This is a genomic window from Vibrio sp. Vb1554 (genome assembly GCF_033344235.1).
Genome location: NZ_JAWPOJ010000025.1, coordinates 1 through 25578 on the forward strand (window position 1 = coordinate 1; position 25578 = coordinate 25578).

The window sequence follows — 25578 nt, forward strand, 5'->3', positions numbered from 1 at the left end:
ATTAACGAGAACGTGAATGCGTCGAAGAGCCGTATCAAAGATACAGATTTCGCGAAAGAAACGACGGCAATGACCAAGTCACAAATTTTATCGCAAGCGTCAAGCTCAATCCTTGCGCAAGCGAAACAAGCGCCAAACTCAGCGCTAAGTCTGCTAGGTTAATTTCAAACCTAAGACGAGAACCTCATTGGCTCGTGGTGAGAGATGAGCGAGTAAACCCAGCTTCGGCTGGGTTTTTTTCTGTCTTTTGGGCCCCCAGGATTTCTGCGAATCACGACATTAGAGCTTCATCACATTTCAGTAAGCCAAAGAAAATAATCGCAAAAAATTGAAAATTTCTTCTAAAGGATATTCATCGGTCGCCGTTAAAGGGACTGAGAGAAATGAGATGTACCTAAGTGAGGTGAGAGACACGACGGTACATTCACTAAAGCCTTAAGGAGATCAATTATGGCGATTAACGTTAATACTAACGTTTCTGCGATGACTGCACAGCGTTACCTAAACCAGGCAGCTGACGGTCAACAAAAATCAATGGAGCGTTTGTCTTCGGGTTATAAAATCAATAGCGCGAAAGACGATGCTGCAGGTCTACAGATTTCAAACCGTTTGAATGCACAAAGCCGTGGCCTAGATATGGCAGTGAAAAACGCAAACGACGGTATTTCTATTGCACAGGTTGCTGAAGGTGCAATGAATGAATCTACCAACATCCTACAACGTATGCGTGATCTTTCGCTTCAATCGGCGAACGGCTCTAACTCAAAAGCAGAACGTGTAGCGATCCAAGAAGAAGTAACAGCGCTAAACGACGAGCTAAACCGTATTGCTGAAACTACCTCTTTCGGTGGTAACAAGCTTCTAAACGGTACTTACGGTACTCAATCTTTCCAAATCGGTGCGGACTCAGGTGAAGCCGTGATGCTTTCTATGGGTAACCTACGCTCAGACACTTCAGCAATGGGTGGTAAGAGCTACGCAGCAGAAGAGGGTAAAGACGCATCTTGGACTGTTGGTGAGAAAACAGAGTTCAAAATGAGCTACACCAACAAGCAGGGTGAAGAGAAAGAGCTATCAATCAGCGCTAAGCAAGGCGATGATATTGAGCAGCTAGCGACATACATCAACGGTCAAAACGATGATGTAAAAGCCTCTGTTGGCGAAGATGGCAAACTACAAGTATTTGCTTCTTCTCAAAAAGTTGAAGGTGATGTTGAGTTTTCTGGCAACCTAGCAGACGAGATCGGCTTTGGTGGCCCGAAAGACGTAACAGTGAAAGACATCGACGTAACCACAGTAGCTGGCTCTCAAGAAGCAGTAGCGGTTATCGACGGTGCTCTTAAGTCCGTAGACAGCCAACGAGCTTCACTCGGTGCTTTCCAAAACCGCTTCAACCACGCAATCAGCAACCTAGACAACATTAACGAGAACGTTAACGCGTCTAAAAGCCGTATTAAAGATACTGATTACGCGAAGGAAACCACTGCGATGACTAAGTCGCAAATTCTTCAGCAAGCAAGTACTTCAATCCTGGCTCAAGCGAAGCAGTCTCCATCTGCAGCGCTAAGCTTGTTGGGCTAAGTGGTAAACCCAGCCTGAGGTCAACACCTTAGTGCTGGGGCACCAAAGCGATAGATTCTATCGTTAGCCCATAAGGTGGAAGGGAGATTGTAATGGATATATCCTCCTACGCATCGAACATCCAGCCTTACGGCACGCCAAATGGCACAAAGTTTGCAAATAAAAATGGCAATGATATAGGCACGTCTAGCCCAGCAAATTCAAATGGTGAGATTTCGCCGCAAAAAGCGAAAAACACCGAATACGACTTCTCTGTTCAAGCTGCGCTCGAGATGGCTGAAAGCCGTCAAGAACTGAACAAAGAAGAACGTGAAAAATTGGTCGCGCAAATGAATGAATTTGTCACGTCCATAAACAAAGGAGTCGCATTTCGAGTGGATGAAGAATCCGGACGAGATGTGGTGACGATTTATGAAGCCAATACCGGTGACGTGATTCGTCAAATTCCTGATGAAGAAATGCTAGTGGTATTGCGTCGCCTAGCTGAGCACACAGCCAACAGCGGGTTGTTGACTGAAAAAGTGTAAGTCGTTTTTAGAGGTGATTTGATGAGTTTAGGCCCTTTGGGGATGTCTGGCGGCATGGATATTAATTCCATGGTCAGCAAAATTGTGGATGCCGAACGCGTACCAAAGCAGCAACGCATCGACAACGAACGCACGACAATTAATGCCAGTATCAGTGCTTACGGACGACTCAGAGAATCATTGGATACGATGAAAAATCTCATGGCGAACTTTCGTCAGGAGAAAGCATTTGCCGTTCGCACTGTCGAAACGACCGATGACAATATCGTATCTGCCACGGCAACCACAGATGCTATCGCTGGCAAATATGCTATCGATGTGTTGCAGCTTGCTCAGAGCCATAAAGTCGCTTCTGACGTATTGCCAGAAGACGCAAAATTTGGCCCTGGTAAGCTGCAGATTTCGCTTGGTGATGAGCGTTTTAATATCGATGTTCGTTCCCGATCTAAGCTCATCGATGTCGTACGTGGCATCAATGGCGCTAAAGATAACCCTGGCGTTCGTGCATCTCTTATTAACGACGTCGAAGGTCCACGCCTTATCCTTGCTTCTAACCTCTCTGGTAAGGATCATCAAATCAGAGTCAGTGTGGAGGCAGAAAAAGGCAACCCTCTTAAATATTTCGAATACCAAACACTTGAAGACCGCGTCAACGTGCTTGAAGAAGCTCGTTCAGCGGCGGAAGATGTCTTAGGTCCTCTTAAATTTCCGGAACAACCAGCAGAAGAGCTGGATGCAAACGGCAATCCTCTACCTCCAGAAGAGCAAAAAGCGGCAGACGATGTACAAGATGATGCATCGCAAGCGCTAATCTCTGCGGCGGGTGCGGAAGCAGCAAAAGCTGGTCAAGAAGCCATTGATGAAGCCAACCGACGCGCGAGTTTACGCCCTGAAGACAGAATTCCAGGGTGGACAGAAACTGCGTCAGGTACTTTGTTGGACTCTTATGAAGAACCAGAGCTCGAACTCGACGAAAAGGCAATAGAGAAGGCACCAGATGTTCCAGGCTGGAATAATGCCGCATCGGGCACCCTAACCGATTCTTACGTTACGACGAAAGAGGCTAAGCAGCTTCTTGAGCAAGAAAAAGCGGAAATCGAGCAAAAAATTGCGAGTGAAAAGCAAGCGTTAGACGAAAAAGTGGCACGTGGTGAACTTTCCGAAGCGCAAGCTAAGCAAATTCATCGCGCTAAACTTGATCCTCAAGAACGTGAGCGTCTGGAAAAAATTGATGAAGCAGAAGCGAAAATCGCAAAGGCACAATCTGCTTTTGAACAATACCTTGGAATGACAGAAGTACAAGCAGGGCAAGATTCAGAAGTTCTGCTTGATGGCGTGGCAAAGCTATCTAGCCACAACAATGTGATTGAAGATGCGATCGAAGGTGTTGATTTAACACTAAAAGGCAAATCAGAACCGAATAAACCGCCTGCTGAAATTGGTGTCGAGTACGACCGTCAAAGTGTACGCAACGATATCGAAAACTTTGTGGCAGCGTATAACTCGTTTTATCAAACCTCCCAAGCGTTGGCGAGTGTGGATCCGGTAACTGGTCAAAAAGGGCCGTTGTCAGGTGACAGCACCGTACGCAGTGCAGATTCACGATTAAAATCGGTCTTTTCTACTCGAATCGATAAGGCGCCTGAAAACCTAAAGTCCTTAACAGAATTTGGCATTACGACCACACGTCAAGGCACCCTAGAAATCAACTATGACATGCTAGATCGCCAGTTGAACAATAACTTCAACGAGTTAGAAAAGTTCTTCGGTGGCAACACAGGTTTTGCTAAACGAGTAGAAGATGCGATTCACGGTATCACAGGTATTACAGGCAGTATTCGTACTCGAGAAAAAAGTCTCACAGAACAAAACTACCGTTTGAGTGACGATCAAGCGGCATTAGATCGCCGCATGGAAAGCCTAGAGAAGCGTACTCATGCGAAGTTTACCGCGATGCAAGATGCGACCGGTAAAATGCAAGGCCAGTTAGGCGCTTTGATGAGTGCGTTGGGTTAATAAATGCAAAAAGAACTCATGGAAATTAGTGATATAGATCAACTAATTACGCAAGAATTAGAAAAAATTGATTTTAATGCTGAAGAAATTCTTCGCTTGGTCGATATCAGGGAACGGTTATTGCAAAACCTGTTACCAATTATTCATCAAAATCCTTTGGTTAAGCAGGATGCAGAGTGGCAAGCATTGCTAACTCGTACCAAAAGAATTGTCGAGCTGATGCAATCGGAAACGTCAAAGGTCGGAAAAGAGCTCCATAAGTTTCGTTATGGCCAGCGTTCACTTCAGCAGTACAAAAAATTTATTTAAAAGAGGATTACTATGCGCGGTTCTTTGCAAGCATACAAAAAGGTATCAGTCGACAGCCAGCTTAGCGCGGCTTCTCCGCACAAAGTCATTCAAATGCTTATGGCTGGTGCGATTGAGCGCCTTATTCAAGGTAAAGCAGCCATGCAAGCAGGCAATATTCCAGCAAAAGGTGAGCGCTTAGGTAAAGCGTTAGACATCATTATCGCGCTACGCAGCTGTCTATCTATGGATGACGGTGGTGATATTGCTTCAAACTTAGATTCACTGTATGAGTTTATGATCACGCAAATTTCTGCTGCTAACCATCAAAATGAGCCTCAGCTGATCGACGACGTTATCGACATTATCCGTGAGATCAAGTCCGCTTGGGACCAAATCCCAACAGAGTTTCATAATCTTACCGCTGCTGAAGTTGGTATTTAATAGTCAAAACAATGCGTTAAGATACTAGACGAATATATTTGTCAATTGCGCAACGAGTTGTGTAGCAAAGTTTCTATTAAGCTCACACCTCTCCATTGCTTGGTTGCCTTATTTTTATATTCAAATAAAATAGAAGCCATTAGTAGCCCTAATGGCTTTTTTGTTGCTGATTTTCCTATTTTGTCTATCGTAAATTGAGTGTGGTGGTTCTGCCTTCTTTAGCACCCAATTGCGCAAATCAAGGTTTGGCCGCAACGCACCTAAAATAAAGGCAATCATTCTTACTTATGCATGGTTTGGCAAAGCTGCTTGTAATTGATGATGACGCATCAAGTCGTTTAAATTTAAGCAATATATTGGAATTTGTTGGAGAAAATTGCGAAGCGGTCAGTTCTGATCAGCTCAGCGTTGTTGATTGGTCTAGCGTATGGTCGTGCTGTATTGTTGGTAATATTCCAGCAGGTCAAGCGGCGAGTACGGTTATCTCTCATTTAAACAGCGCTTACCACATCCCTCTTCTAGTCATGGGCCGTTTTCCTTTGCCTGTTGATGATCTTCCAAATTTTGTTGGTGAACTAGAGCTGCCGCTTAATTACCCACAGCTTAGTGAAGCGTTACGCCACTGCAAAGATTTTCTGGGGCGAAAAGGAGTGAATGTTGTTGCTAGTGCACGCAAAAACACGCTTTTTCGCAGCTTAGTTGGTCAAAGTAGAGGTATTCAAGAAGTTCGACACCTGATTGAGCAAGTATCAAACACGGAAGCAAACGTGTTGATCTTAGGTGAGTCCGGTACAGGTAAAGAAGTTGTTGCGCGTAACATCCACTATCACTCTTCATACCGCGATGGCGCATTTGTACCTATTAACTGTGGTGCAATACCGCCTGAGCTCCTAGAAAGCGAATTATTTGGTCACGAAAAAGGCGCGTTTACTGGTGCGTTAACTGCCCGTAAAGGTCGATTTGAGCTCGCAGACGGTGGCACGATCTTTCTTGATGAGATTGGCGATATGCCAATGTCGATGCAAGTAAAGTTGCTTCGTGTATTGCAAGAACGCTGCTTTGAACGTGTAGGTGGCAATAGTACCATCAAGGTAAATGTTCGAGTTGTGGCGGCGACACACCGTAATCTAGAAAATATGATTGAAGAAGGTACGTTCCGAGAAGACTTGTTCTATCGTCTGAACGTGTTTCCAATTGAGATGCCAGCGCTGAAAGAGCGCAAACAAGATATACCATTGCTGCTGCAAGAACTGATGACACGTTTAGAGGCGGAGGGCGGACAACCTATCTGCTTTACACCTCGTGCAATCAACTCACTGATGGAGCATAACTGGCCGGGCAACGTACGCGAGTTGGCTAATCTTGTTGAGCGAATGATTATTCTGTATCCAAATAGCTTGGTGGATGTAAACCATCTACCAACCAAATATCGCTACAGTGACATCCCAGAGTTCCAACCAGAGAGCAACCCATTTGTTTCGGTGGAAGAGCAAGAGCGTGATGTATTCCAAGATATCTTCTCTGAAGATTTTAGCTTTGAAGATCAAGACGACCTTGATCACAGCATGAACGCCCCGCAAGCGCTGCCACCGGAAGGGGTTAATTTGAAAGAGCTGCTGGCTGATTTAGAAGTTAATATGATCAGCCAAGCATTAGAAGCGCAGGGTGGCGTTGTAGCAAGAGCGGCCGACATGCTGGGTATGCGACGTACTACGCTGGTGGAAAAAATGCGTAAGTACAACTTACAGCGCTAGGTAAAGTGAAGTTTTAAGACGATATCTGAATAATCACTTGGGCTGGTTAACATCGTTTTTCTGGCATCCAAAACCGTTATCTCTGAGTGTCAACTTATTGTCGATAGCTTAACGTCCTGATAAATATAGAAAATAGCTTGGTACGCTAATTGCTTACCAAGCTATTTTAGTTTTAGCGGCGATATTTCGACAGGCAGTAATGGATAACAACACCAATCAATCCCATTTAGATTCCGTAGAGAATCAGGTTGAGCGCTACAAACAGGTGCTCGATGTGATGCCTGCTGGAGTGATTTTGCTCGATACGTACGGAGTAGTGCGTGAAGCAAATCCAGAAGCGCACCGAATTCTTGAGATTCCACTGGTTAACGAAAAATGGTTCAACGTTATCCAGGCGGTGTTTGACCCACGTGAAGATGATGGCCATGAAGTTTCCCTGCGGAATGGCCGTAAAGTTCGACTCGCCATCTCGGCGTCTACAACAGGTCAATTGATCCTGATTACCGATTTAACCGAAACCCGTTTACTTCAAGCTCGTGTCAGTGATTTACAGCGCTTATCGTCGTTAGGACGTATGGTTGCGTCGCTTGCTCACCAAGTAAGAACGCCGCTGTCGAGCGCTATGTTATATGCATCCAATTTGGGAGCGCCAAATCTTCCTCCAGCGACAAAAGATCGCTTCCAAACCAAATTAATGGATCGACTGCACGATTTGGAAAAGCAGGTTAATGATATGCTGCTTTTTGCTAAAGGTGGTGATAATAAAGTCATTAAGCCATTCACGATTGCCCAGTTGGTAGCGGAATATCAGCCGATGGTCGAAACCGCGCTAAAAAACAACAGTATTGATTACTGCCTAGAAGTGGAAGAAGAACAAACTGAGCTACTAGGCAATGCGAACGCCATTGCATCCGCATTAAGTAATCTGGTCATGAATGCGATTCAAATGTCTGGTAAAGAATCGCAAGTCGATATTTTTTTCCGCCCGGTAAATGGTGAGTTACGCATTTCTGTGCAAGACAGCGGACCGGGAGTGCCCGAAGAACTGCAAGCCAAAATCATGGAGCCATTTTTTACCACACGTTCTCAAGGAACTGGATTAGGGTTGGCAGTTGTTCAAATGGTTTGCCGTGCCCATGACGGTCGATTGGAACTTATTTCAGAGCAGGGTGATGGAGCCTGCTTCACCATGTGCATTCCGCTAGAGCGAGTGCAAACAGAAGCGCAATAAGCGGCTTTTGGTAATAACAATTTCTGGAGAATCATAATGGCGCAAAGCAAAGTGCTGATCGTAGAAGACGATGAAGGTCTTCGTGAAGCCCTAGTCGATACTCTGGCTCTGGCAGGGTATGAGTGGTTGGAAGCGGACTGTGCTGAAGATGCACTGTTAAAGCTGAAATCGAATACGGTTGATATCGTCGTTTCTGATGTGCAAATGGCGGGTATGGGTGGCTTAGCTCTGCTCAAAAGCATCAAGCAGAACTGGCCTAACTTACCAGTATTGCTAATGACGGCGTACGCCAATATTGAAGATGCCGTGTCTGCAATGAAAGATGGCGCGATTGACTACATGGCGAAACCATTTGCACCAGAAGTGTTGCTAAATATGGTCAGTCGTTATGCACCGATAAAAAGTGATGACAACGGTGATGCTATCGTTGCTGATGAGAAAAGTCTGCGCTTACTCGCGTTGGCCGATAAAGTGGCGCGTACAGATGCGAATGTTATGGTGCTAGGTCCGAGTGGCTCAGGTAAAGAAGTGATGTCGCGTTATATTCACAACGCGTCAAATCGTAAAAATGGTCCTTTTGTCGCAATTAACTGTGCCGCGATTCCTGACAATATGCTCGAAGCAACACTGTTTGGCTATGAAAAGGGCGCATTTACTGGTGCTGTTCAGGCATGCCCAGGAAAGTTTGAACAAGCGCAAGGTGGCACAATCTTGCTTGATGAAATCAGCGAAATGGACTTGAACCTGCAAGCGAAGTTGTTGCGTGTTTTGCAAGAGCGAGAAGTAGAGCGCCTTGGCAGTCGCAAAAGCATCAAGTTAGATGTTCGTGTGTTAGCGACGAGTAACCGTGATCTTAAGCAATACGTGTCAGAAGGAAACTTCAGAGAGGACTTATATTACCGCCTGAATGTATTCCCAATTGCGTGGCCTGCACTTAAAGAACGTAAAGGCGATATTGCACCGCTTGCCAAGCATCTTGCTGAGCGTCATTGCAGCAAAATGGGCATGCCAGTGCCTCAATTCTCGACCGTTGCGTTAGAAAAACTATTGCAATACCCTTGGCCGGGCAATGTTCGTGAATTGGATAACGTGGTTCAACGAGCGCTGATATTAAGTGAAAATGGCGACATCGATGCAGAGCACATTTTGCTTGAGGGCGTAGATTGGCAAGATGCCAATAGCTTGCAACACGTGGTGCAAAATGCAGATATGGTCGTGCCCAATGTTAAGCCAGTTGCTCAAGCTGAGAGTGTCAGCCGCCCAGTAACTGGTGGAGAAGGCTTAGGCAGCGAGCTGCGCGATCAAGAATACGCCATTATTTTGGAGACTTTGGTTGAGTGTAATGGTCGACGCAAAGAAATGGCGGAGAAACTGGGTATAAGCCCTCGAACCTTGCGCTATAAGCTTGCCAAAATGCGTGATGCTGGTATAGATATCCCGAATTAACACAGACAACGGCCATAAGACAAAAAGTGTAAGTAAATTGATTACTAATGTCTTATGGCACGTTAATTGCTGTGTCAATAATCAGTTTTGTTAATAGTCAATCTTTTGGCTTAGAGGTGCTAATGAAAATTGATGGTATTCAGGCAGAAATGCGCGCCATGATGGTAGAAGCAACCAATACGGCTCCTACTGCAAGTGGGGCGAAAGTTGGAGCAGATTTTAACGATCTCCTAACTAAAGCCATCAATAACGTGAACACACTTCAAAAAGCATCTGGTGATTTACAAACCCGTTTTGATCGTGGTGATGCCGATGTATCCCTTTCTGACGTTATGATCGCTCGTAACAAGTCTAGTGTCGCTTTTGATGCGACGGTTCAAATTCGCAATAAACTCGTTGAGGCATATAAAGACCTCATGAACATGCCAGTGTAATTTAGGTAATAAGTGTGGCAGACAAGTCTACAGATTTAACCGTCACTGAAGGCGGCTCAGATGGTGCACTGGTAGCAAGTTCCGATGTGGATGTGGAGAGTCAAAATCCAGATCTAGAGGAGCGCAGTGCGTCAAAATTCGATATGGCAGTGGGCGACCTCGATTTACTTCGTCAGGTTGTGCTTGTGCTGTCGATCTCCATCTGTGTTGCATTGATCGTGATGCTGTTCTTTTGGGTCAAAGAACCGGAGATGCGCCCACTTGGTGCGTACGAGACCGAAGAATTGATCCCCGTTCTGGATTATCTGGACCAGCAGAAAATCAATTATAAGCTTGATGGCAATACTGTTTCTGTTGAATCGAGTGAGTACAACTCGATCAAACTTGGCATGGTTCGTTCCGGCGTTAACCAAGCTACAGAAGCAGGCGATGATATTTTGCTGCAAGACATGGGTTTTGGTGTTTCACAACGTCTCGAGCAAGAGCGTCTCAAACTCAGTCGAGAGCGCCAATTGGCTCAAGCAATTGAAGAAATGAAGCAAGTTCGCAAAGCACGAGTGTTATTGGCACTGCCAAAGCACAGCGTGTTTGTGCGTCATAACCAAGAAGCGTCTGCGTCGGTATTTTTGACATTGTCGACAGGCACGAACCTTAAGCAGCAAGAAGTGGATTCTATTGTCGACATGGTAGCGAGTGCCGTGCCGGGAATGAAAACTTCTCGAATTACCGTCACAGATCAGCATGGCCGCTTACTCAGCTCAGGCTCCCAAGATCCCGCTTCTGCGGCGCGACGCAAAGAACAAGAATTAGAACGCAGCCAAGAGCAAGCGCTGCGCGAAAAAATTGATTCCGTACTATTACCGATTTTAGGTTATGGCAACTATACGGCGCAGGTTGATATCCAAATGGATTTCAGTGCGGTTGAACAAACTCGCAAACGCTTTGATCCGAACACCCCTGCGACCCGCAGTGAGTACGCACTCGAAGATTACAATAACGGTAACATGGTAGCGGGTATTCCGGGTGCGTTGAGTAATCAGCCTCCAGCGGATGCCTCTATTCCGCAAGATGTGGCTCAAATGAAAGATGGTTCTGTCATGGGGCAGGGGTCAGTTCGTAAAGAGTCCACGCGTAACTTTGAGCTAGATACCACCATCAGCCACGAGCGAAAGCAGACCGGGACGGTGGCTCGTCAGACCGTTTCTGTTGCGATTAAAGACCGTCGTCAAGTTAACCCTGATACGGGTGAAGTGACTTATACCCCAATGTCCGAATCTGAAATCAATGCCATTCGCCAAGTATTAATTGGTACCGTTGGCTTTGATCAAGGTCGTGGCGATTTACTGAATGTATTGAGTGTAAAGTTTGCTGAGCCAGAGGCTGAGCAGCTAGAAGAACCACCAATTTGGGAGCACCCTAACTTCAGTGATTGGGTTCGTTGGTTCGCAAGTGCATTAGTGATTATTGTGGTTGTGTTGGTTCTGGTTCGCCCAGCAATGAAGAAATTGCTTAACCCTACCAGCGATGATGAAGACGAAATGTACGGACCAGACGGCTTGCCGATTGGTGCGGATGGTGAAACTAGCTTGATTGGCAGTGACATCGAAAGCAGCGAACTGTTCGAGTTTGGCTCAAGTATTGATTTGCCAAACCTTCATAAAGATGAAGATGTATTGAAAGCGGTTCGCGCTCTGGTTGCGAATGAACCTGAACTGGCTGCTCAAGTAGTGAAAAACTGGATGAATGACAATGGCTAACGATATCGTACCTCAAGATGACAACGCCGCGGGAATGCCAGTAGAGCTGGATGTTTCAACCATTACTGGCGAAGAAAAAGCGGCAATTTTGCTACTGAGCCTTAATGAACAAGATGCAGCTGGTATTATCCGTCACCTAGAACCAAAACAGGTTCAGCGTGTTGGTAGTGCGATGGCTCGCGCGAAGGATCTCAGCCAAGACAAGGTATCTGCTGTTCATCGTGCGTTTTTGGAGGATATCCAGAAATACACCAACATTGGTATGGGCAGTGAAGACTTTATGCGTAATGCACTGGTTGCCGCTCTTGGTGAAGACAAAGCCAACAACTTAGTTGACCAGATCCTACTTGGTACGGGCTCAAAAGGCTTGGATTCTTTGAAATGGATGGACCCACGCCAAGTGGCGAGCATTATTGTCAATGAACACCCACAGATTCAAACTATCGTATTGTCTTATTTAGAAGCAGACCAATCTGCAGAGATTTTGTCTCAGTTCCCTGAGCGCGTGCGTTTGGATCTGATGATGCGTATTGCCAACCTTGAAGAAGTTCAGCCATCAGCATTGGCAGAGCTGAACGAAATCATGGAGAAACAGTTCGCGGGTCAAGCGGGTGCACAAGCAGCCAAAATTGGCGGCCTGAAAGCAGCAGCGGAGATCATGAACTACCTAGACAACAACGTCGAAGGTTTGTTGATGGAACAAATTCGCGATCAGGACGAAGACATGGCGACGCAAATCCAAGACCTAATGTTTGTCTTCGAAAACTTAGTCGAGGTGGACGACCAAGGTATTCAGAAGTTGCTGCGTGACGTACCACAAGACGTGTTGCAAAAAGCACTCAAAGGTGCAGATGACTCGTTACGTGAGAAAGTCTTCAAGAACATGTCTAAACGTGCTGCTGATATGATGCGTGATGACATAGAAGCGATGCCGCCAGTACGAGTGGCAGATGTAGAAGCCGCTCAGAAAGAAATCTTAGCAATTGCCCGTCGAATGGCGGATGCTGGTGAGCTCATGTTGTCTGGCGGTGCTGACGAATTCTTATAATTTCTATTGCTTCGCAATTATCCTATTGCGGAGCACCCTCACTTCTTAATCGAACACACAATAGGTAACCCATGGCTGGCGATAGAAAACGTGGATTTATCCGTCCTGATGAAGATGATTCGATGATCGAACCTCAACGTTGGGGGCTGCCTGATTATGGCGAGCCTAAAGCCAAACAAGCAAAACAAACCGCGTTCAACTATGACCCGGGATGGGTGCCGAATTTTGATGAGCCTGAAGAAGAGCAGCCACTTGCGCTAACCGAAGAGCAAATTGAACTGATTAAGCAAGGTGCTTATCAAGAAGGCTTACATCAAGGTCAGGAAGCTGGCTTTAAGCAAGGTTACGACAAAGGTAAAGAAGAAGGGTTGCAAGCCGGCCATGCTGAAGGTCTCGAGCTCGGAAAAGCTGAAGGGGTAACTGCAGGGCAAGAATACATTCAGCAGCAAGTTGAAACTTTTATGAACTTGGCCAATCAGTTTGCTCAACCTTTGGAGTTGATGAATGCTCAGGTTGAAAAGCAGCTGGTGGATATGGTGCTCTGCTTAGTCAAAGAAGTGGTGCACGTTGAAGTACAAACCAACCCTCAAATTATTTTAGATACAGTGAAGCAGTCGGTCGAGGCGCTACCAATATCAGGCCACCCTATTACCTTGCACCTGAATCCAGAAGATGTCGCTATTATTCGTTCAGCTTATGGTGAAGAAGACCTTGATTGTCGCAACTGGACGTTAGTTGCTGAGCCATCGCTCAATCGAGGTGACGTCCAGATTGAAGCCGGTGAATCAAGCATTAATTATCGCATGGAAGAACGCGTCAAAAGCGTATTGCACAGCTTTTGTGGCGCAAACCGTCATCAAGAGGGCGAGTAATCCATGCAAGCACTCTCTGACCGCTTAAAAAGCTACAAAGTTGAAGGCATTACGACGCGTCCTGTCGCCTCTGGCAAACTGGTGCGTGTGGTTGGGTTAACGTTGGAAGCGACCGGCTGTCGCGCACCAATTGGCAGTTTATGCTTAGTGGAAACCATGTCAGGTCAGATGGAAGCCGAGGTTGTCGGCTTTTCAGGTGACAACCTATTTTTAATGCCAAGCGAACAAATTACGGGCATTTTACCTGGCGCGAGAGTCACCCCTTTAACCAGTGACGCTGGTTTGCCTGTCGGCATGGAGTTACTTGGGCGCGTGATAGACGGGGTTGGGAATCCACTTGATGGACTTGGCCCTTTGTATACCGATCACCGTGCCTCTTTTAATGCCGAACCAATCAACCCGTTGGCTCGAAAGCCAATTTCTGAACCGCTCGATGTTGGCCTAAAAGCCATCAATGGTTTGTTGACGGTTGGTAAAGGTCAGCGTATCGGTCTGTTTGCAGGTTCTGGTGTGGGTAAATCGGTCACGCTTGGCATGATGACGCGAGGCACCACCGCACAGGTTGTGGTCGTCGGCCTGATAGGTGAGCGTGGACGTGAAGTTAAAGAGTTCATCGAAGAGATCTTGGGTGAGGACGGTCGTCGCCGCTCAGTGGTGGTCGCGGCGCCTGCCGATGCTTCACCTCTAATGCGCTTAAAGGGGTGCCAAACGGCATTAACGATTGCTGAATACTTCCGGGACCAAGGGTTAGATGTTCTGCTATTGATGGACTCGTTGACTCGTTTTGCACAAGCACAGCGTGAAATCGCACTTTCTGTTGGTGAGCCGCCAGCGACGAAAGGCTACCCGCCTTCTGTATTTGCCAAGCTGCCAGCGCTGGTTGAGCGAGCGGGTAATGGAAGTGCCGAACAAGGCTCGATTACGGCGTTCTTTACCGTGTTGACCGAAGGGGATGATTTGCAAGATCCGATAGCGGACGCATCGCGAGCCATTCTTGATGGCCATATTGTACTTTCTCGTGAAATGGCGGATGCAGGCCATTATCCGGCGATTGATGTCGAGAAGTCGGTGAGCCGTGTTATGCCGCAAATCACGACCGAAGAGCACGTTCTGATGTCAAAAGCGGTGCGACAGGTCTTGTCTATTTGTCGCAAGAATCAAGATTTGGTCTCGATTGGAGCGTACAAACCGGGTACCGATCCTGCTATTGATGGCGCATTTACTTTGAAACCGAAGTTAGACGAATACTTGCAGCAGAGCATGAAAGAATCGGTGCCATACGATATGTGCGTCAATATGCTTAGAAACATTTTGGGCGGGTGATAGCGCGTGAATAATGCGATGGAGTTTCTACTTGAGCAAACTAAGGATCGTGAAGACCAAGCTGTGCTTGCACTGAACAAAGCGCGTTCTGAACTCGAAGATTATTACCGTCAGGTTGAACAAATTGAAAAGTATCGGCTTGATTATTGCCAGCAACTCGTCGACCGTGGTCAGGCGGGCCTAACGGCAAGTCAATATGGACACCTAAATCGATTCCTTACCCAGCTAGATGAAACTTTATCTAAGCAAAAGCAAGCAGAAAGTCATTTCAAAGAGCAGGTTGAAAACTGTAAAGAATATTGGTTAACCGTGCGTAAAGAACGCAAATCCTATGAGTGGATGATAGACAAACGCGAAAAAGAGAAACAACTTGCTGAAGCTAAGCGCGAACAAAAGCAAATGGACGAGTTTTCCACCTTACTTTACAGTCGAAAACCACATCGTTTCTAAAGGTTATCGGTTCGATGTTGCATTACGGTGTTGCAGTTGACTACATCTCTACCGTTTCAAGTAAGGTAACTTTGATTGAGTCTTGTTCAATTAGCTCAAATACCTTCGGTCGAATCTCGCGAACCCACCACTCGTTGTATGTTTTTTCGTAGAGAGCCTGGCGTGCTTGTTCATTGTCGAACTCTCGAAGCCAAACAAAATAGTCATGTCCATCATCACCAGTGTGGACGTAAGTATTCAGTACACGCATGCCTTGTGAGCGTTGATAGGGCAACAGTTCTTCCTTCATCCAACTTAGCCACTGTTCTGTTTTGCCTGCTCTGATTCTATATTGGCGTAATTCTGTGATCTTCAAAGTGATTCCTTAATTGTTAAGCCAAGTGTCTGTTTACGCTTATCGTTTTTCAAAGTCAATCAAGTAGCTGTACATCATGTTAGGAACCAGGTTATCGGATAGTATTGTTGATGTTTGTTCCATAAACATGCCATCTATTAGCTTGCCGAGAATTGGCCCAATATTGTGGTGTGATTTTTGCATTTTAGCTGTCAGTGTCGGGTCTTTTTGACCTTAGTTTGCCGCCAGTATTGCTGCCTGCCAGCGATATACTCAGAGCCACGAGAACGAGAGTTTCTAAATGAGTGTGAATTTGTCCCATGTATCTGCGACTACCAAGACGCCAGTTTCTGATGTGTCCGCTAAAGCGTCCGCAGAGAGCACTGAGAGCAAGGGATTTTTAGAAACGTTAACCGATGCGTTTGCTGGTAAACAAAAGCCCGAAAAAGTAGCAACAGAATCGACAGTGGTTGAAGAAAAAGAAAGAGCGGATGTAGGCAGTACTTCTTCTGCTAACGTCTCGGACGAATTGTTGGCGCAAGAAAGCCAAGAATCCGTCAGTGACGAGACCCATGGTTTTGATGAAATATCAGCAAACAAACCGAATGCAACCTTAAGTGAAGAAGCAAGTTTACAAAAGGCGAGTAACAGCACACCTTTGGAGAATGATGTTGAAGCTATTGAAAAAGTGAAATCAACATCAATCGATACGAGCAACCCATCAAATACAGTGGACGTAAAAAGCACGATGGGCGAAGGACAACAGCTTCTTGGTCGAATTGAACAAGCGAATCAAACCCTGAATGCGAGTAATGCATCCATCGATAGTGGCAAAGTTTTGCCTCAGAGCGCGAATTTAGTGCATTCGTTCCACGAGCAAGCAACCGTTTCGACACACCTTGATGAGCTGGCTTTGAATGAAACGCCATCAGTTCATTCGCTTGAACAAGCACAGATGATCCCAGGACAAGACTTAGAGCCAATTTTAGATAAGAATGGTCAACCTATCGATGTCGACAAACTTTCGCCTGAGTTTGCTGCTTGGCAAGAGCTAGCGAAACAAGCCAGCCATCCGACGGATAAGAGCGCAGTCAGTGGTGAAGTAGCTAATGATCTGTCGCCGTTGTTAACAGACGTTGATGGTTCCAACATCGACGCGCTTCCACGAGTCTCCTTGGATGAGCTTGAAGTTATAGATACTAAGTTGGCGCAAGGAAAACCACTGACTCAGCAAGAAGCTCAGATCATTGAAGGGTTGAAACAAGGAAGGATCACGGCGGATATTCCTGATCAAGACCTTGCCCAATTTGTTGCGCTCCCTAATGACATTAAACAGATTCTCGCAGAGCAACAAGTACAACATAATTTAACTCGCCAGGCTGGACCTATGGCAGTGTCTCAGCAAATCCAGCATACAGCGGCTCAAGTACCCCAGCCACAAACTGCTCATAGTGGAGATAAAGTCGCATTATCTCCAACGCCTGATACGTTGATAGCCGCGCAAGTGCCGACGTCGCTTCAAGGTGTGAAAGACGGAGAGATTAGCCAGAAAGTGATGAACGCAGCATTGGCGACTGGTGCGCTAAAGGCGACTGCTGATAAACAAGATAAGCCGGACCTCCAACACGGTTTCGCTGGACAGCTTCAGGCTATGGCAGGTCAGCAAGGAATTAATGTACAGCAACAAGCGCGTATTGATGCTGCACAACAAGCTCAGCTTCCGTTGCAACTAACTAAAGAGCTAGCCAACGAGCAAGTTGCGGAAAAAGTGCAAATGATGATGTCGAAGAATCTGAAAAATCTCGATATTCGTCTTGATCCACCAGAGTTAGGTCGTATGCAAATTCGTATGACCATGAATAACGACGTTGCCAATGTACATTTTACAGTGAACAACCCGCAAGCTCGTGACATTATTGAACAGACGCTCCCTCGTTTGAGAGAAATGCTAGCGCAACAAGGTATGCAGCTGGCTGATTCTTCCGTCCAGCAACAAAACAGCGGGCAACAGCAAGGTAGGTATACTGCTGAACAACATGGTCAAAGCGCGCAAAGTGGCGGTTTTTCTGGACAGTCCGAAGAGGGTTTTGAATCTGATGTCAACCTGGATTTGAATGTCTCTTCAAAGCGTGATGGAATTAGTTTTTACGCATAAAAGGCCGTTTAACGGCAATGGCATACGGTTACCAAGCAACTCACTAAAACGTCTTGGTAACTCAAAAGAACAATAAGAGACAAGAATGGCAGAAGAACAGTTACAAGGGGCCGATGCGCCGAAAGGAAAAAGCAAGTTACTTATCATCATCATCGCTGTTGTAGTATTACTACTTGGTGGCGGGGCAGCGGCATTTTTTCTAATGGGCTCTGATGAACCTGCTCAGGCTGAATCGTCTCAACAGGCTCAAGTGAAGGCATCGGATGCTGCGCCCATCGCGTATGTGAATCTTCCTCAGGCATTTGTATTTAACGTTACTGGGGATAGCCGCGATAGGTTGGTTCAAATTAAAGCGCAGTTAATGGTTCGCGGTGCAGAAAATGAAGAGTTGGCGCGGTATCATTCGCCACTGATTGAAAGCTCTATGCTATCAACGTTTGCTTCCGCGACGGTTGATCAATTGCGCTCTCCTACAGGACGAGTGGAATTGCGCGATCGTGCTTCCGAAGATATCAAAGCAGCGCTGAATGCTGCGGTCGGTAAGCCAGTGATTGAAAAAGTACTGTTTACAGATTTTGTTATTCAATAGGTAAAACGTGACCGATCTATTAAGCCAAGACGAAATTGATGCGCTATTGCATGGGGTTGACGATGTTGATGACGTCGATGAACCGATAGAAAACGACACTGAGGGTGCCGTCAATTTTGATTTCTCGTCGCAAGACAGAATCGTACGTGGTCGAATGCCGACGCTCGAACTTATCAACGAGCGCTTTGCACGGCACATGCGTATTAGTCTGTTTAATATGCTGCGTAAAACGGCAGAGGTGTCGATCAATGGCGTGCAGATGATGAAGTTTGGTGAATACCAGAACACATTGTACGTGCCAACCAGTTTGAACATGGTGCGTTTTCGTCCGTTAAAAGGCACTGCGTTGATCACCATGGAGGCTCGTTTAGTCTTTATTCTGGTAGAAAACTTCTTTGGCGGTGATGGTCGATTCCACGCCAAAATCGAAGGCCGCGAATTTACCCCAACGGAACGCCGCATCATTCAGTTGTTACTGAAAATTGTATTTGAAGATTATAAAGAAGCGTGGTCGCCAGTGATGGGGGTAGAGTTCGAATATCTCGACTCTGAAGTAAACCCAAGTATGGCAAACATTGTCAGCCCGACAGAAGTGATTGTCGTGAGTTCCTTCCATATAGAAGTTGACGGCGGTGGCGGCGATTTTCATGTCGTTATGCCTTACTCCATGGTTGAGCCTATCCGTGAACTATTGGATGCAGGTGTTCAGTCCGACAAGATGGAAACGGACGTTCGCTGGAGCTCAGCACTACGTGAAGAGATCATGGATTGTCCGGTTAACTTCCGCGTGAACTTGCTCGAAAAAGACATTTCTTTGCGTGATCTCATGGAGCTGCAACCGGGCGATATCATCCCGATTGAAATGCCAGAACATGCGACGATGTTTGTGGAAGACCTACCGACCTATCGCGTAAAAATGGGTCGATCGGAAGACAAATTAGCGGTGCAAATTTCTGAGGAAATTGAGCGCCCACATGTCGTCAAAACAGATTTAGCTTTCTTAGGTAAAGACATCATGTCCGAGCTTGAGAGTGAAGACGATATAGACCATTAAGATACCTTATTAAACAGACATGCTATGGCATGAGTTAGGCGTAACACAGGATAGAAAAATGGAACCAAGTGACGATCAAAAGCTAGCAGACGAATGGGCAGCCGCTCTTGGCGAAGACCCGTCTGCCCATTCTGTAGACGTAGATGAAGTATTGGCTGCGCCACTGGAAGAGCTAAAAGACACTTCAAGCCCAATTAGCGAAGATGAGCGTCGTAAACTCGACACTATTATGGATATCCCGGTGACGATTTCGATGGAAGTCGGTCGTTCTCAAATTAGCATTCGGAACCTGTTGCAGCTTAACCAAGGTTCGGTTGTTGAGTTGGATCGTCTAGCCGGTGAGTCGCTCGACGTATTGGTTAACGGTACTTTGATTGCTCACGGCGAAGTCGTGGTCGTCAACGATAAGTTTGGTATCCGTTTGACGGATGTGATCAGCCAAACTGAACGAATTAAGAAGCTGCGTTAAGATGAGTCGTTCAATCAAAATGCGATTGAAGCAAATCACTGGAGCACTGAGCTTAATGCTAAGTGCTCCTTATGCATTTGCTGCCGCACCAAATAATCTGGATCTTGCGACGACACTTGGCTCGCTTGTGCTTGTAATCGGCGTGATTCTTTTGCTGGCTTGGTTGCTGAAACGTATGCAAGTGCCAGCGATGGGACAACAAAAGGGCTTGCGTATAGTGAGTCAGTTGCCAGTGGGTACAAAAGAAAGAATCGCAGTAGTTCAAGTGGGTGAAGAACAGTTTTTGGTTGGGATTACTAGCCAATCGATCCAAACTTTAGCCAAGTTAGATAAGCCACTGAAAGAGGAAGAGTTGGCGACCAATGCTTTTGCGACTCAATTTAGCCAGCTGATCAAAAAACATGACAAAGGGTAATCCAATTCGTTTGCTCCTGAGTACGTTGTTACTTTTTGTCGGCGTGCTGTTTTCTTCATTTACCTTTGCTGAAGCAGAGGAGTCAGCGCTGCCAGATAACTTAACCGATGGAAGTGGTGTTACAGTTCAGGCTATGCAAAGTGATACTGGTGCTAGCCGTGCTATGTCCGTTTCTAGTGGCGGTGGTATTCCAGCATTCACCATGACCACGAACCCTGATGGCAGTGAAGACTACTCGGTTACACTACAAATTTTAGCGTTAATGACCATGCTTGGCTTCTTGCCTGCCATGGTGATTCTGATGACCTCGTTCACTCGAATTGTAGTGGTGATGTCGATATTGCGTCAGGCAATGGGTTTGCAACAAACGCCTTCTAATCAGGTCATTATTGGTATTGCGCTGTTTTTGACCTTTTTTGTTATGTCTCCTGTCCTGAACGAAATCAACGACAAAGCTGTTCAGCCTTATTTGAACGAGCAAGTTACGGCGCGAGAAGCGTTTGATGCTGCACAAGCGCCAATGAAAGCATTTATGCTTAAACAGACCCGAATCAAAGATTTGGAGACGTTTGTAACCATGTCAGGAGAGCAAGTCGAGAATCCAGAAGATGTGTCGATGGCGGTGTTGATTCCGGCTTTTATCACCTCAGAGCTAAAAACTGCATTCCAAATTGGCTTTATGCTCTTCTTGCCGTTTTTGATTATTGACCTTGTAGTCGCTTCGGTACTGATGGCAATGGGTATGATGATGTTGTCACCAATGATTGTTTCGTTGCCGTTCAAGTTGATGTTGTTCGTATTGGTCGATGGTTGGAACTTGATACTCTCGACACTTGCGGGCAGCTTTGCCCTTTAGATAAGCGCAGATAGAGGATAAGACATGACACCAGAAATGTTTGTCGAGCTTTTCCGTGAAGCACTTTGGATGGTGCTTATCATGGTCTGCGCTATTATCATCCCAAGCTTGCTTATCGGCCTTGTAGTCGCGATTTTTCAAGCTGCGACATCCATCAACGAACAAACATTGAGCTTCTTACCGCGTTTGATTGTCACGCTTTTGGCCCTGATGCTGTTTGGGCATTGGATGACGCAAATGTTGATGGAATATTTCTATGGCTTGATTGAACGCTTACCTCAGGTGCTTTATTAGAGGCGCCTATGGAGTACCCCACTAGCGTTGTCTTAGATTGGATCGCAAACTACTTCTGGCCCTATGTTCGTATCTCATCCATGTTGATGGTGATGACAGTAACCGGGGCCCGATTTGTTTCGCCAAGAATCCGCCTTTACCTCGGTTTAGCCATCACTTTCGCTGTCATGCCAGCTATCCCCGCCGTACCTCAAGACATTGAGCTACTCTCGTTTCGTGGCTTCATGACCATTGCCGAGCAAATGATCATCGGCATAGCGATGGGTATGGTTACTCAATTTATGATTCAAACCTTTGTCCTACTTGGTCAAATATTGGGTATGCAATCAAGTTTGGGCTTTGCTTCTATGGTTGATCCCGCAAATGGTCAGAACACGCCATTGCTTGGCCAGTTATTCATGTTCTTAACGACAATGTTTTTCCTTGCCACCGATGGACACTTAAAAATGCTGCAATTGGTGGTGTTCAGTTTTAAAACTTTGCCGATTGGCTCCGGCTCGCTCAACGCGGTTGATTTCCGTGAAATGGCAGGCTGGCTTGGTATTATGTTCCAAACGGCACTGAGTATGTCTCTATCTGGCATTATTGCGCTACTGACCATTAACTTGTCGTTTGGTGTAATGACCCGTGCCGCACCACAGCTGAATATCTTCTCGCTTGGTTTTGCTTTTGCTTTGATGGTGGGTCTATTACTTTGTTGGTACATACTGGCTGGTCTATACAGTCATTATGAAATGTTCTGGACAGTGGGTGAGGCGCAGATTTGTCGGCTTATTCGCTTGGAGTGCTAAGATTTGGCAGAATCAGACGGTCAGGAACGCACCGAAGAAGCCACGCCCCGACGGTTACAACAAGCCAGAGAAAAGGGGCAGGTCGCTCGATCTAAAGAGCTGGCATCAGCATCTGTGCTGATCGTTGGCGCCATTTCATTGATGTGGTTTGGCGAGGCGTTAGCACGTTCATTGTTTTCCATAATGAGCCGTTTATTTGATCTTCAACGAGAAGAGATTTTCGATACTGCAAAACTGTTTGATATCGCTTTGGGCGCGATGAGTGATTTGTTGTTCCCACTATTTTTGGTGTTAGCGACATTGTTTACCGCTGCCATGATTGGAGCAGCAGGTGTGGGAGGAATCAGTTTTTCTGCCCAAGCGGCCATGCCCAAGCTGTCGAAAATGAATCCGCTTAGCGGCTTAAAGCGAATGGTTGGAATGCAAAGCTGGGTAGAGTTGATCAAATCAATCCTTAAAGTGGTTCTGGTCACTGGTGTCGCCATCTATTTGATCCAAGCATCGCAGGCCGATCTGATTCAATTGAGCATGGATGTGTATCCGCAAAACATCTTCCATGCTTTAGATATTTTGCTGAACTTTATTTTGCTGATCAGTTGCTCGCTATTGATTGTGGTTGCCATCGATATTCCATTTCAAATCTGGCAGCACGCTGATCAGTTAAAAATGACGAAGCAAGAAGTCAAAGACGAATACAAAGAGACTGAAGGTAAGCCGGAAGTGAAAGGCCGTATTCGTATGTTGCAAAGGGAAGCGGCTCAACGTCGAATGATGGCGGATGTTCCTCAAGCTGATGTTATTGTTACTAACCCAGAGCACTTCTCGGTAGCGCTTCGTTATAAACAGAAGACAGACCGTGCGCCAGTCGTGATCGCTAAAGGTACTGACCACATGGCGATGAAGATTCGAGAAGTCGCCCGCGAACATGACATTACGATTGTGCCTGCACCACCTTTGGCTCGTGCGTTGTACCACACGACAGAACTCGAGCAAGAGATCCCCGATGGGTTATTTACTGCCGTCGCTCAGGTTTTGGCATTTGTATTCCAATTGAAGCAATACCGAAAACGAGGTGGACAGCGTCCCAAAATTCAAGATTATGATTTGCCAATCCCACCCGAACACCGCCATTGATACGAAAAGCGGTAAAGCCTTAAAAAAGCTCGTTTGATCAAAAGCTAAGCTCTATTTGAGTGTTTAGTCATTATTTTGGCGCTAATTCTGGTACATAGATTGCTTAAAACGCTTTAATTATCAACCCTACCTAAACTTTTAGGCTAAAGCGGTCGCGTATTAATAGTAAGAGCTTACGTGACGCTTCAATCGATTGAGATCTCTCGCAGTATGAAGTTAAGCCTGCCGTTTGCAGATAAATTGCCACGAATCCCTCAACGTGAAATGCCAGCTATTGGTGCTCCGGTGATGGTTTTGGCCACCCTAGCGATGGTGGTACTGCCGATTCCAGCATTTTTGCTGGATATGTTCTTCACCTTTAACATCGCGCTGTCGATGGTGGTGTTGTTAGTGACCGTTTACACACGTCGCCCTTTGGACTTCGCTGCTTTTCCAACGGTATTGCTGATCGCCACGTTGCTCCGCTTGGCTTTGAACGTTGCCTCGACTCGTGTCGTCTTACTGCATGGTCATGAAGGCGGTAATGCGGCAGGTAACGTAATTGAGGCGTTCGGTAACGTCGTTATTGGTGGTAACTACGCGGTCGGCCTAGTGGTTTTCCTCATCTTAATGATCATCAACTTTATGGTGGTGACCAAAGGTGCGGGTCGTATCTCTGAGGTAAGTGCTCGCTTTACGCTTGATGCGTTGCCGGGTAAGCAAATGGCGATTGATGCGGACTTGAATGCCGGATTGATAGACCAAGAGCAGGCAAGAGTTCGTCGTTTTGAAGTGACCAAAGAAGCGGATTTCTATGGCTCGATGGATGGTGCCTCGAAGTTCGTAAAAGGTGACGCGATTGCCGGTATTTTGATTCTGTTTATCAACATCGTCGGCGGTCTGTCGATCGGTATGGCGCAGTATGGATTGGGTTTCGGTGAAGCGATTGAAATCTATACCTTACTGACAATCGGTGATGGTTTGGTCGCACAAATCCCATCGCTATTGCTGTCGATTGCAGCGGCAATGATGGTGACGCGCCAAAACACCGATGAAGACATGGGGGAACAACTGGTCTTCCAGATGTTCGACAACCCAAAAGCGCTGATGATTACTGCGGCTATTCTTGGTGTGATGGGCATCGTACCGGGCATGCCACACTTTGCGTTTTTGAGCCTGGCAGTCGCGGCCGGTGCAGCGGCATATTTCATCGACAAACGGCAGAAGCAGAAAGCGAAAGAGCCCGCTTTACCAGCAACAGCAGACGAAGGTACAGAACCTTCCTCACAGCGCGAACTGTCTTGGGATGACGTCCAGCCAGTCGATATTATTGGCTTGGAAGTCGGTTATCGCTTAATCCCTTTGGTGGACAGAGACCAAGGTGGGGAACTGTTAGAGCGCGTAAAAGGCGTGCGTAAAAAGTTATCGCAAGATTTTGGGTTCCTAATTCCAGCGGTTCATATTCGTGACAATCTTGAGCTGACCCCAAACAGTTACCGAATTACATTGATGGGGGTTGCGGTGGGCGAAGCAGAGATTCGTCCGGATCAAGAGCTAGCGATTAACCCAGGTCAGGTGTATGGCATGATTGATGGTGAGCCAACCATTGACCCTGCTTTTGGACTGGAAGCCGTATGGATCCGAGAAGATCAGCGAGAGCACGCGCAGGCTCTGGGTTATACGGTTGTTGATTCATCAACGGTATTAGCGACGCACCTAAGCCAGCTATTGACCAACAACGCATCACAGCTAATTGGCCATGAAGAAGTAGAGAATTTATTAGAAATGTTGGGACGCAGCGCGCCTAAGTTGGTCGAGAACTTTGTTCCTGACCAATTACCATTAGGTGTGGTGGTGAAAGTCCTACAAAACTTGTTAAACGAGGCCATTCCAATCCGCGATATTCGCACGATTGTTCAAACTTTGGCTGAGTACTCAAGTAAGAGTCAAGAAGCTGACATATTGACGGCAGCAGTTCGAATTAGTCTTAAACGCCTAATTGTTCAAGAAATCAATGGTATAGAGCCTGAGCTACCAGTGATTACTTTGATACCCGAACTGGAACAAATATTGCATCAAACTATGCAAGCATCAGGAGGCGAATCCGCGGGGATTGAACCGGGACTCGCTGAGCGATTGCAGTCTTCACTAAGCCAAGCGACACAGGAACAAGAACTGAAAGGCGAACCTGCCGTTCTGCTTACTTCCGGTGTATTACGCTCGACGTTGGCTAAATTTGTGAAGAACACAATACCTAATCTCCGGGTACTGTCTTACCAAGAAATCCCGGATGAAAAACAGATCAGAATTGTGCAAGCCGTGGGTAACTGATCTCAC

At 46.3% G+C, this 25578-nt stretch carries 26 protein-coding genes; 25 read left to right on the forward strand and 1 reads right to left on the reverse strand.

Annotation, left to right across the window (positions count from 1 at the left end; all coding sequences use genetic code 11):
* The 15 genes from R8N28_RS18160 to fliJ form a co-directional block, all read left to right on the forward strand.
* The coding region (locus R8N28_RS18160; RefSeq protein ID WP_254845721.1) for a flagellin at window positions 1-162 on the forward strand (162 nt) is incomplete at its 5' end.
* A 288-nt stretch (window positions 163-450) separates the two neighbouring features.
* Complete coding sequence (locus R8N28_RS18165; protein WP_005380449.1) at window positions 451-1581, forward strand: flagellin; 1131 nt, start codon at window positions 451-453, stop codon at window positions 1579-1581.
* A gap of 92 nt (window positions 1582-1673) precedes the next feature.
* Window positions 1674-2108: a flagellar protein FlaG gene (flaG, locus tag R8N28_RS18170; RefSeq protein WP_005380451.1), complete on the forward strand. Its 435-nt coding sequence runs from the start codon at window positions 1674-1676 to the stop codon at window positions 2106-2108.
* A 21-nt stretch (window positions 2109-2129) separates the two neighbouring features.
* The gene (gene fliD, locus R8N28_RS18175; protein ID WP_065274750.1) at window positions 2130-4124 is read left to right on the forward strand and encodes a flagellar filament capping protein FliD; all 1995 of its coding nucleotides are present in this window, start codon (window positions 2130-2132) and stop codon (window positions 4122-4124) included.
* A gap of 3 nt (window positions 4125-4127) precedes the next feature.
* Complete coding sequence (locus R8N28_RS18180) at window positions 4128-4433, forward strand: flagellar protein FliT (protein ID WP_005380456.1); 306 nt, start codon at window positions 4128-4130, stop codon at window positions 4431-4433.
* Window positions 4434-4445: 12 nt separating this feature from the next.
* Window positions 4446-4856 carry a flagellar export chaperone FliS gene (gene fliS / locus R8N28_RS18185; protein WP_005380457.1) on the forward strand — a complete coding sequence of 137 codons (411 nt, stop codon included), beginning with the start codon at window positions 4446-4448 and terminating at the stop codon, window positions 4854-4856.
* Between the two features lie 287 nt (window positions 4857-5143).
* Window positions 5144-6610, forward strand: a complete 1467-nt coding sequence (locus tag R8N28_RS18190; RefSeq protein ID WP_053304424.1) for a sigma-54 dependent transcriptional regulator — start codon at window positions 5144-5146, stop codon at window positions 6608-6610.
* Between the two features lie 199 nt (window positions 6611-6809).
* Entirely contained in the window at window positions 6810-7841 is a 1032-nt protein-coding gene (locus tag R8N28_RS18195) for a sensor histidine kinase (protein WP_005380459.1), read from the forward strand.
* A 36-nt stretch (window positions 7842-7877) separates the two neighbouring features.
* Entirely contained in the window at window positions 7878-9287 is a 1410-nt protein-coding gene (locus R8N28_RS18200) for a sigma-54-dependent transcriptional regulator (RefSeq protein ID WP_005394318.1), read from the forward strand.
* Window positions 9288-9409: 122 nt separating this feature from the next.
* A complete protein-coding gene (gene fliE / locus R8N28_RS18205; RefSeq protein ID WP_005384482.1) occupies window positions 9410-9721 on the forward strand; it encodes a flagellar hook-basal body complex protein FliE in 312 nt (103 codons plus the stop codon).
* A 14-nt stretch (window positions 9722-9735) separates the two neighbouring features.
* A complete protein-coding gene (fliF, locus tag R8N28_RS18210; RefSeq protein ID WP_005380462.1) occupies window positions 9736-11478 on the forward strand; it encodes a flagellar basal-body MS-ring/collar protein FliF in 1743 nt (580 codons plus the stop codon).
* Window positions 11471-12526 carry a flagellar motor switch protein FliG gene (fliG, locus tag R8N28_RS18215; RefSeq protein ID WP_005380470.1) on the forward strand — a complete coding sequence of 352 codons (1056 nt, stop codon included), beginning with the start codon at window positions 11471-11473 and terminating at the stop codon, window positions 12524-12526. The genes fliF and fliG overlap by 8 nt, the downstream gene beginning before the upstream one ends.
* A gap of 71 nt (window positions 12527-12597) precedes the next feature.
* A complete protein-coding gene (gene fliH, locus R8N28_RS18220) occupies window positions 12598-13398 on the forward strand; it encodes a flagellar assembly protein FliH (protein ID WP_005380472.1) in 801 nt (266 codons plus the stop codon).
* 3 nt (window positions 13399-13401) lie between these two features.
* Complete coding sequence (fliI, locus tag R8N28_RS18225) at window positions 13402-14721, forward strand: flagellar protein export ATPase FliI (protein WP_033907107.1); 1320 nt, start codon at window positions 13402-13404, stop codon at window positions 14719-14721.
* Window positions 14722-14727: 6 nt separating this feature from the next.
* Window positions 14728-15171 carry a flagellar export protein FliJ gene (fliJ, locus tag R8N28_RS18230; protein ID WP_005380474.1) on the forward strand — a complete coding sequence of 148 codons (444 nt, stop codon included), beginning with the start codon at window positions 14728-14730 and terminating at the stop codon, window positions 15169-15171.
* Between the two features lie 40 nt (window positions 15172-15211).
* Here fliJ and R8N28_RS18235 read toward each other — a convergent pair whose 3' ends face one another.
* A complete protein-coding gene (locus tag R8N28_RS18235; RefSeq protein ID WP_033907108.1) occupies window positions 15212-15526 on the reverse strand; it encodes an NIPSNAP family protein in 315 nt (104 codons plus the stop codon).
* Window positions 15527-15806: 280 nt separating this feature from the next.
* On the opposite strand from R8N28_RS18235, the gene R8N28_RS18240 reads away from it, so the two are divergent.
* The 10 genes from R8N28_RS18240 (at window position 15807) to flhA (ending at window position 25572) form a co-directional block, all read left to right on the forward strand.
* Window positions 15807-17660, forward strand: a complete 1854-nt coding sequence (locus R8N28_RS18240) for a flagellar hook-length control protein FliK (RefSeq protein ID WP_065274749.1) — start codon at window positions 15807-15809, stop codon at window positions 17658-17660.
* Window positions 17661-17745: 85 nt separating this feature from the next.
* On the forward strand, window positions 17746-18249 hold the full coding sequence (gene fliL, locus R8N28_RS18245) for a flagellar basal body-associated protein FliL (protein WP_005380477.1): 504 nt from the start codon (window positions 17746-17748) through the stop codon (window positions 18247-18249).
* Window positions 18250-18256: 7 nt separating this feature from the next.
* Window positions 18257-19303: a flagellar motor switch protein FliM gene (gene fliM / locus R8N28_RS18250; RefSeq protein WP_005380478.1), complete on the forward strand. Its 1047-nt coding sequence runs from the start codon at window positions 18257-18259 to the stop codon at window positions 19301-19303.
* A gap of 58 nt (window positions 19304-19361) precedes the next feature.
* On the forward strand, window positions 19362-19772 hold the full coding sequence (gene fliN / locus R8N28_RS18255) for a flagellar motor switch protein FliN (protein WP_065274748.1): 411 nt from the start codon (window positions 19362-19364) through the stop codon (window positions 19770-19772).
* A gap of 1 nt (window position 19773) precedes the next feature.
* A complete protein-coding gene (gene fliO, locus R8N28_RS18260) occupies window positions 19774-20187 on the forward strand; it encodes a flagellar biosynthetic protein FliO (protein WP_005380480.1) in 414 nt (137 codons plus the stop codon).
* Window positions 20174-21043, forward strand: coding sequence for a flagellar type III secretion system pore protein FliP (gene fliP, locus R8N28_RS18265; RefSeq protein ID WP_053306691.1), 870 nt, complete (start codon window positions 20174-20176; stop codon window positions 21041-21043). Before fliO ends, fliP begins: the two co-directional genes overlap by 14 nt.
* Window positions 21044-21067: 24 nt before the next feature.
* Entirely contained in the window at window positions 21068-21337 is a 270-nt protein-coding gene (fliQ, locus tag R8N28_RS18270) for a flagellar biosynthesis protein FliQ (RefSeq protein ID WP_005380488.1), read from the forward strand.
* Window positions 21338-21345: 8 nt separating this feature from the next.
* Window positions 21346-22128: a flagellar biosynthetic protein FliR gene (fliR, locus tag R8N28_RS18275; protein ID WP_005384463.1), complete on the forward strand. Its 783-nt coding sequence runs from the start codon at window positions 21346-21348 to the stop codon at window positions 22126-22128.
* A 3-nt stretch (window positions 22129-22131) separates the two neighbouring features.
* Window positions 22132-23262 (forward strand): flagellar biosynthesis protein FlhB, encoded by a 1131-nt coding sequence (gene flhB, locus R8N28_RS18280; RefSeq protein WP_005380490.1) that lies wholly within the window; start codon window positions 22132-22134, stop codon window positions 23260-23262.
* A 210-nt stretch (window positions 23263-23472) separates the two neighbouring features.
* Entirely contained in the window at window positions 23473-25572 is a 2100-nt protein-coding gene (gene flhA, locus R8N28_RS18285; RefSeq protein WP_025998722.1) for a flagellar biosynthesis protein FlhA, read from the forward strand.
* The last annotated feature ends 6 nt before the right edge of the window (window positions 25573-25578 follow it).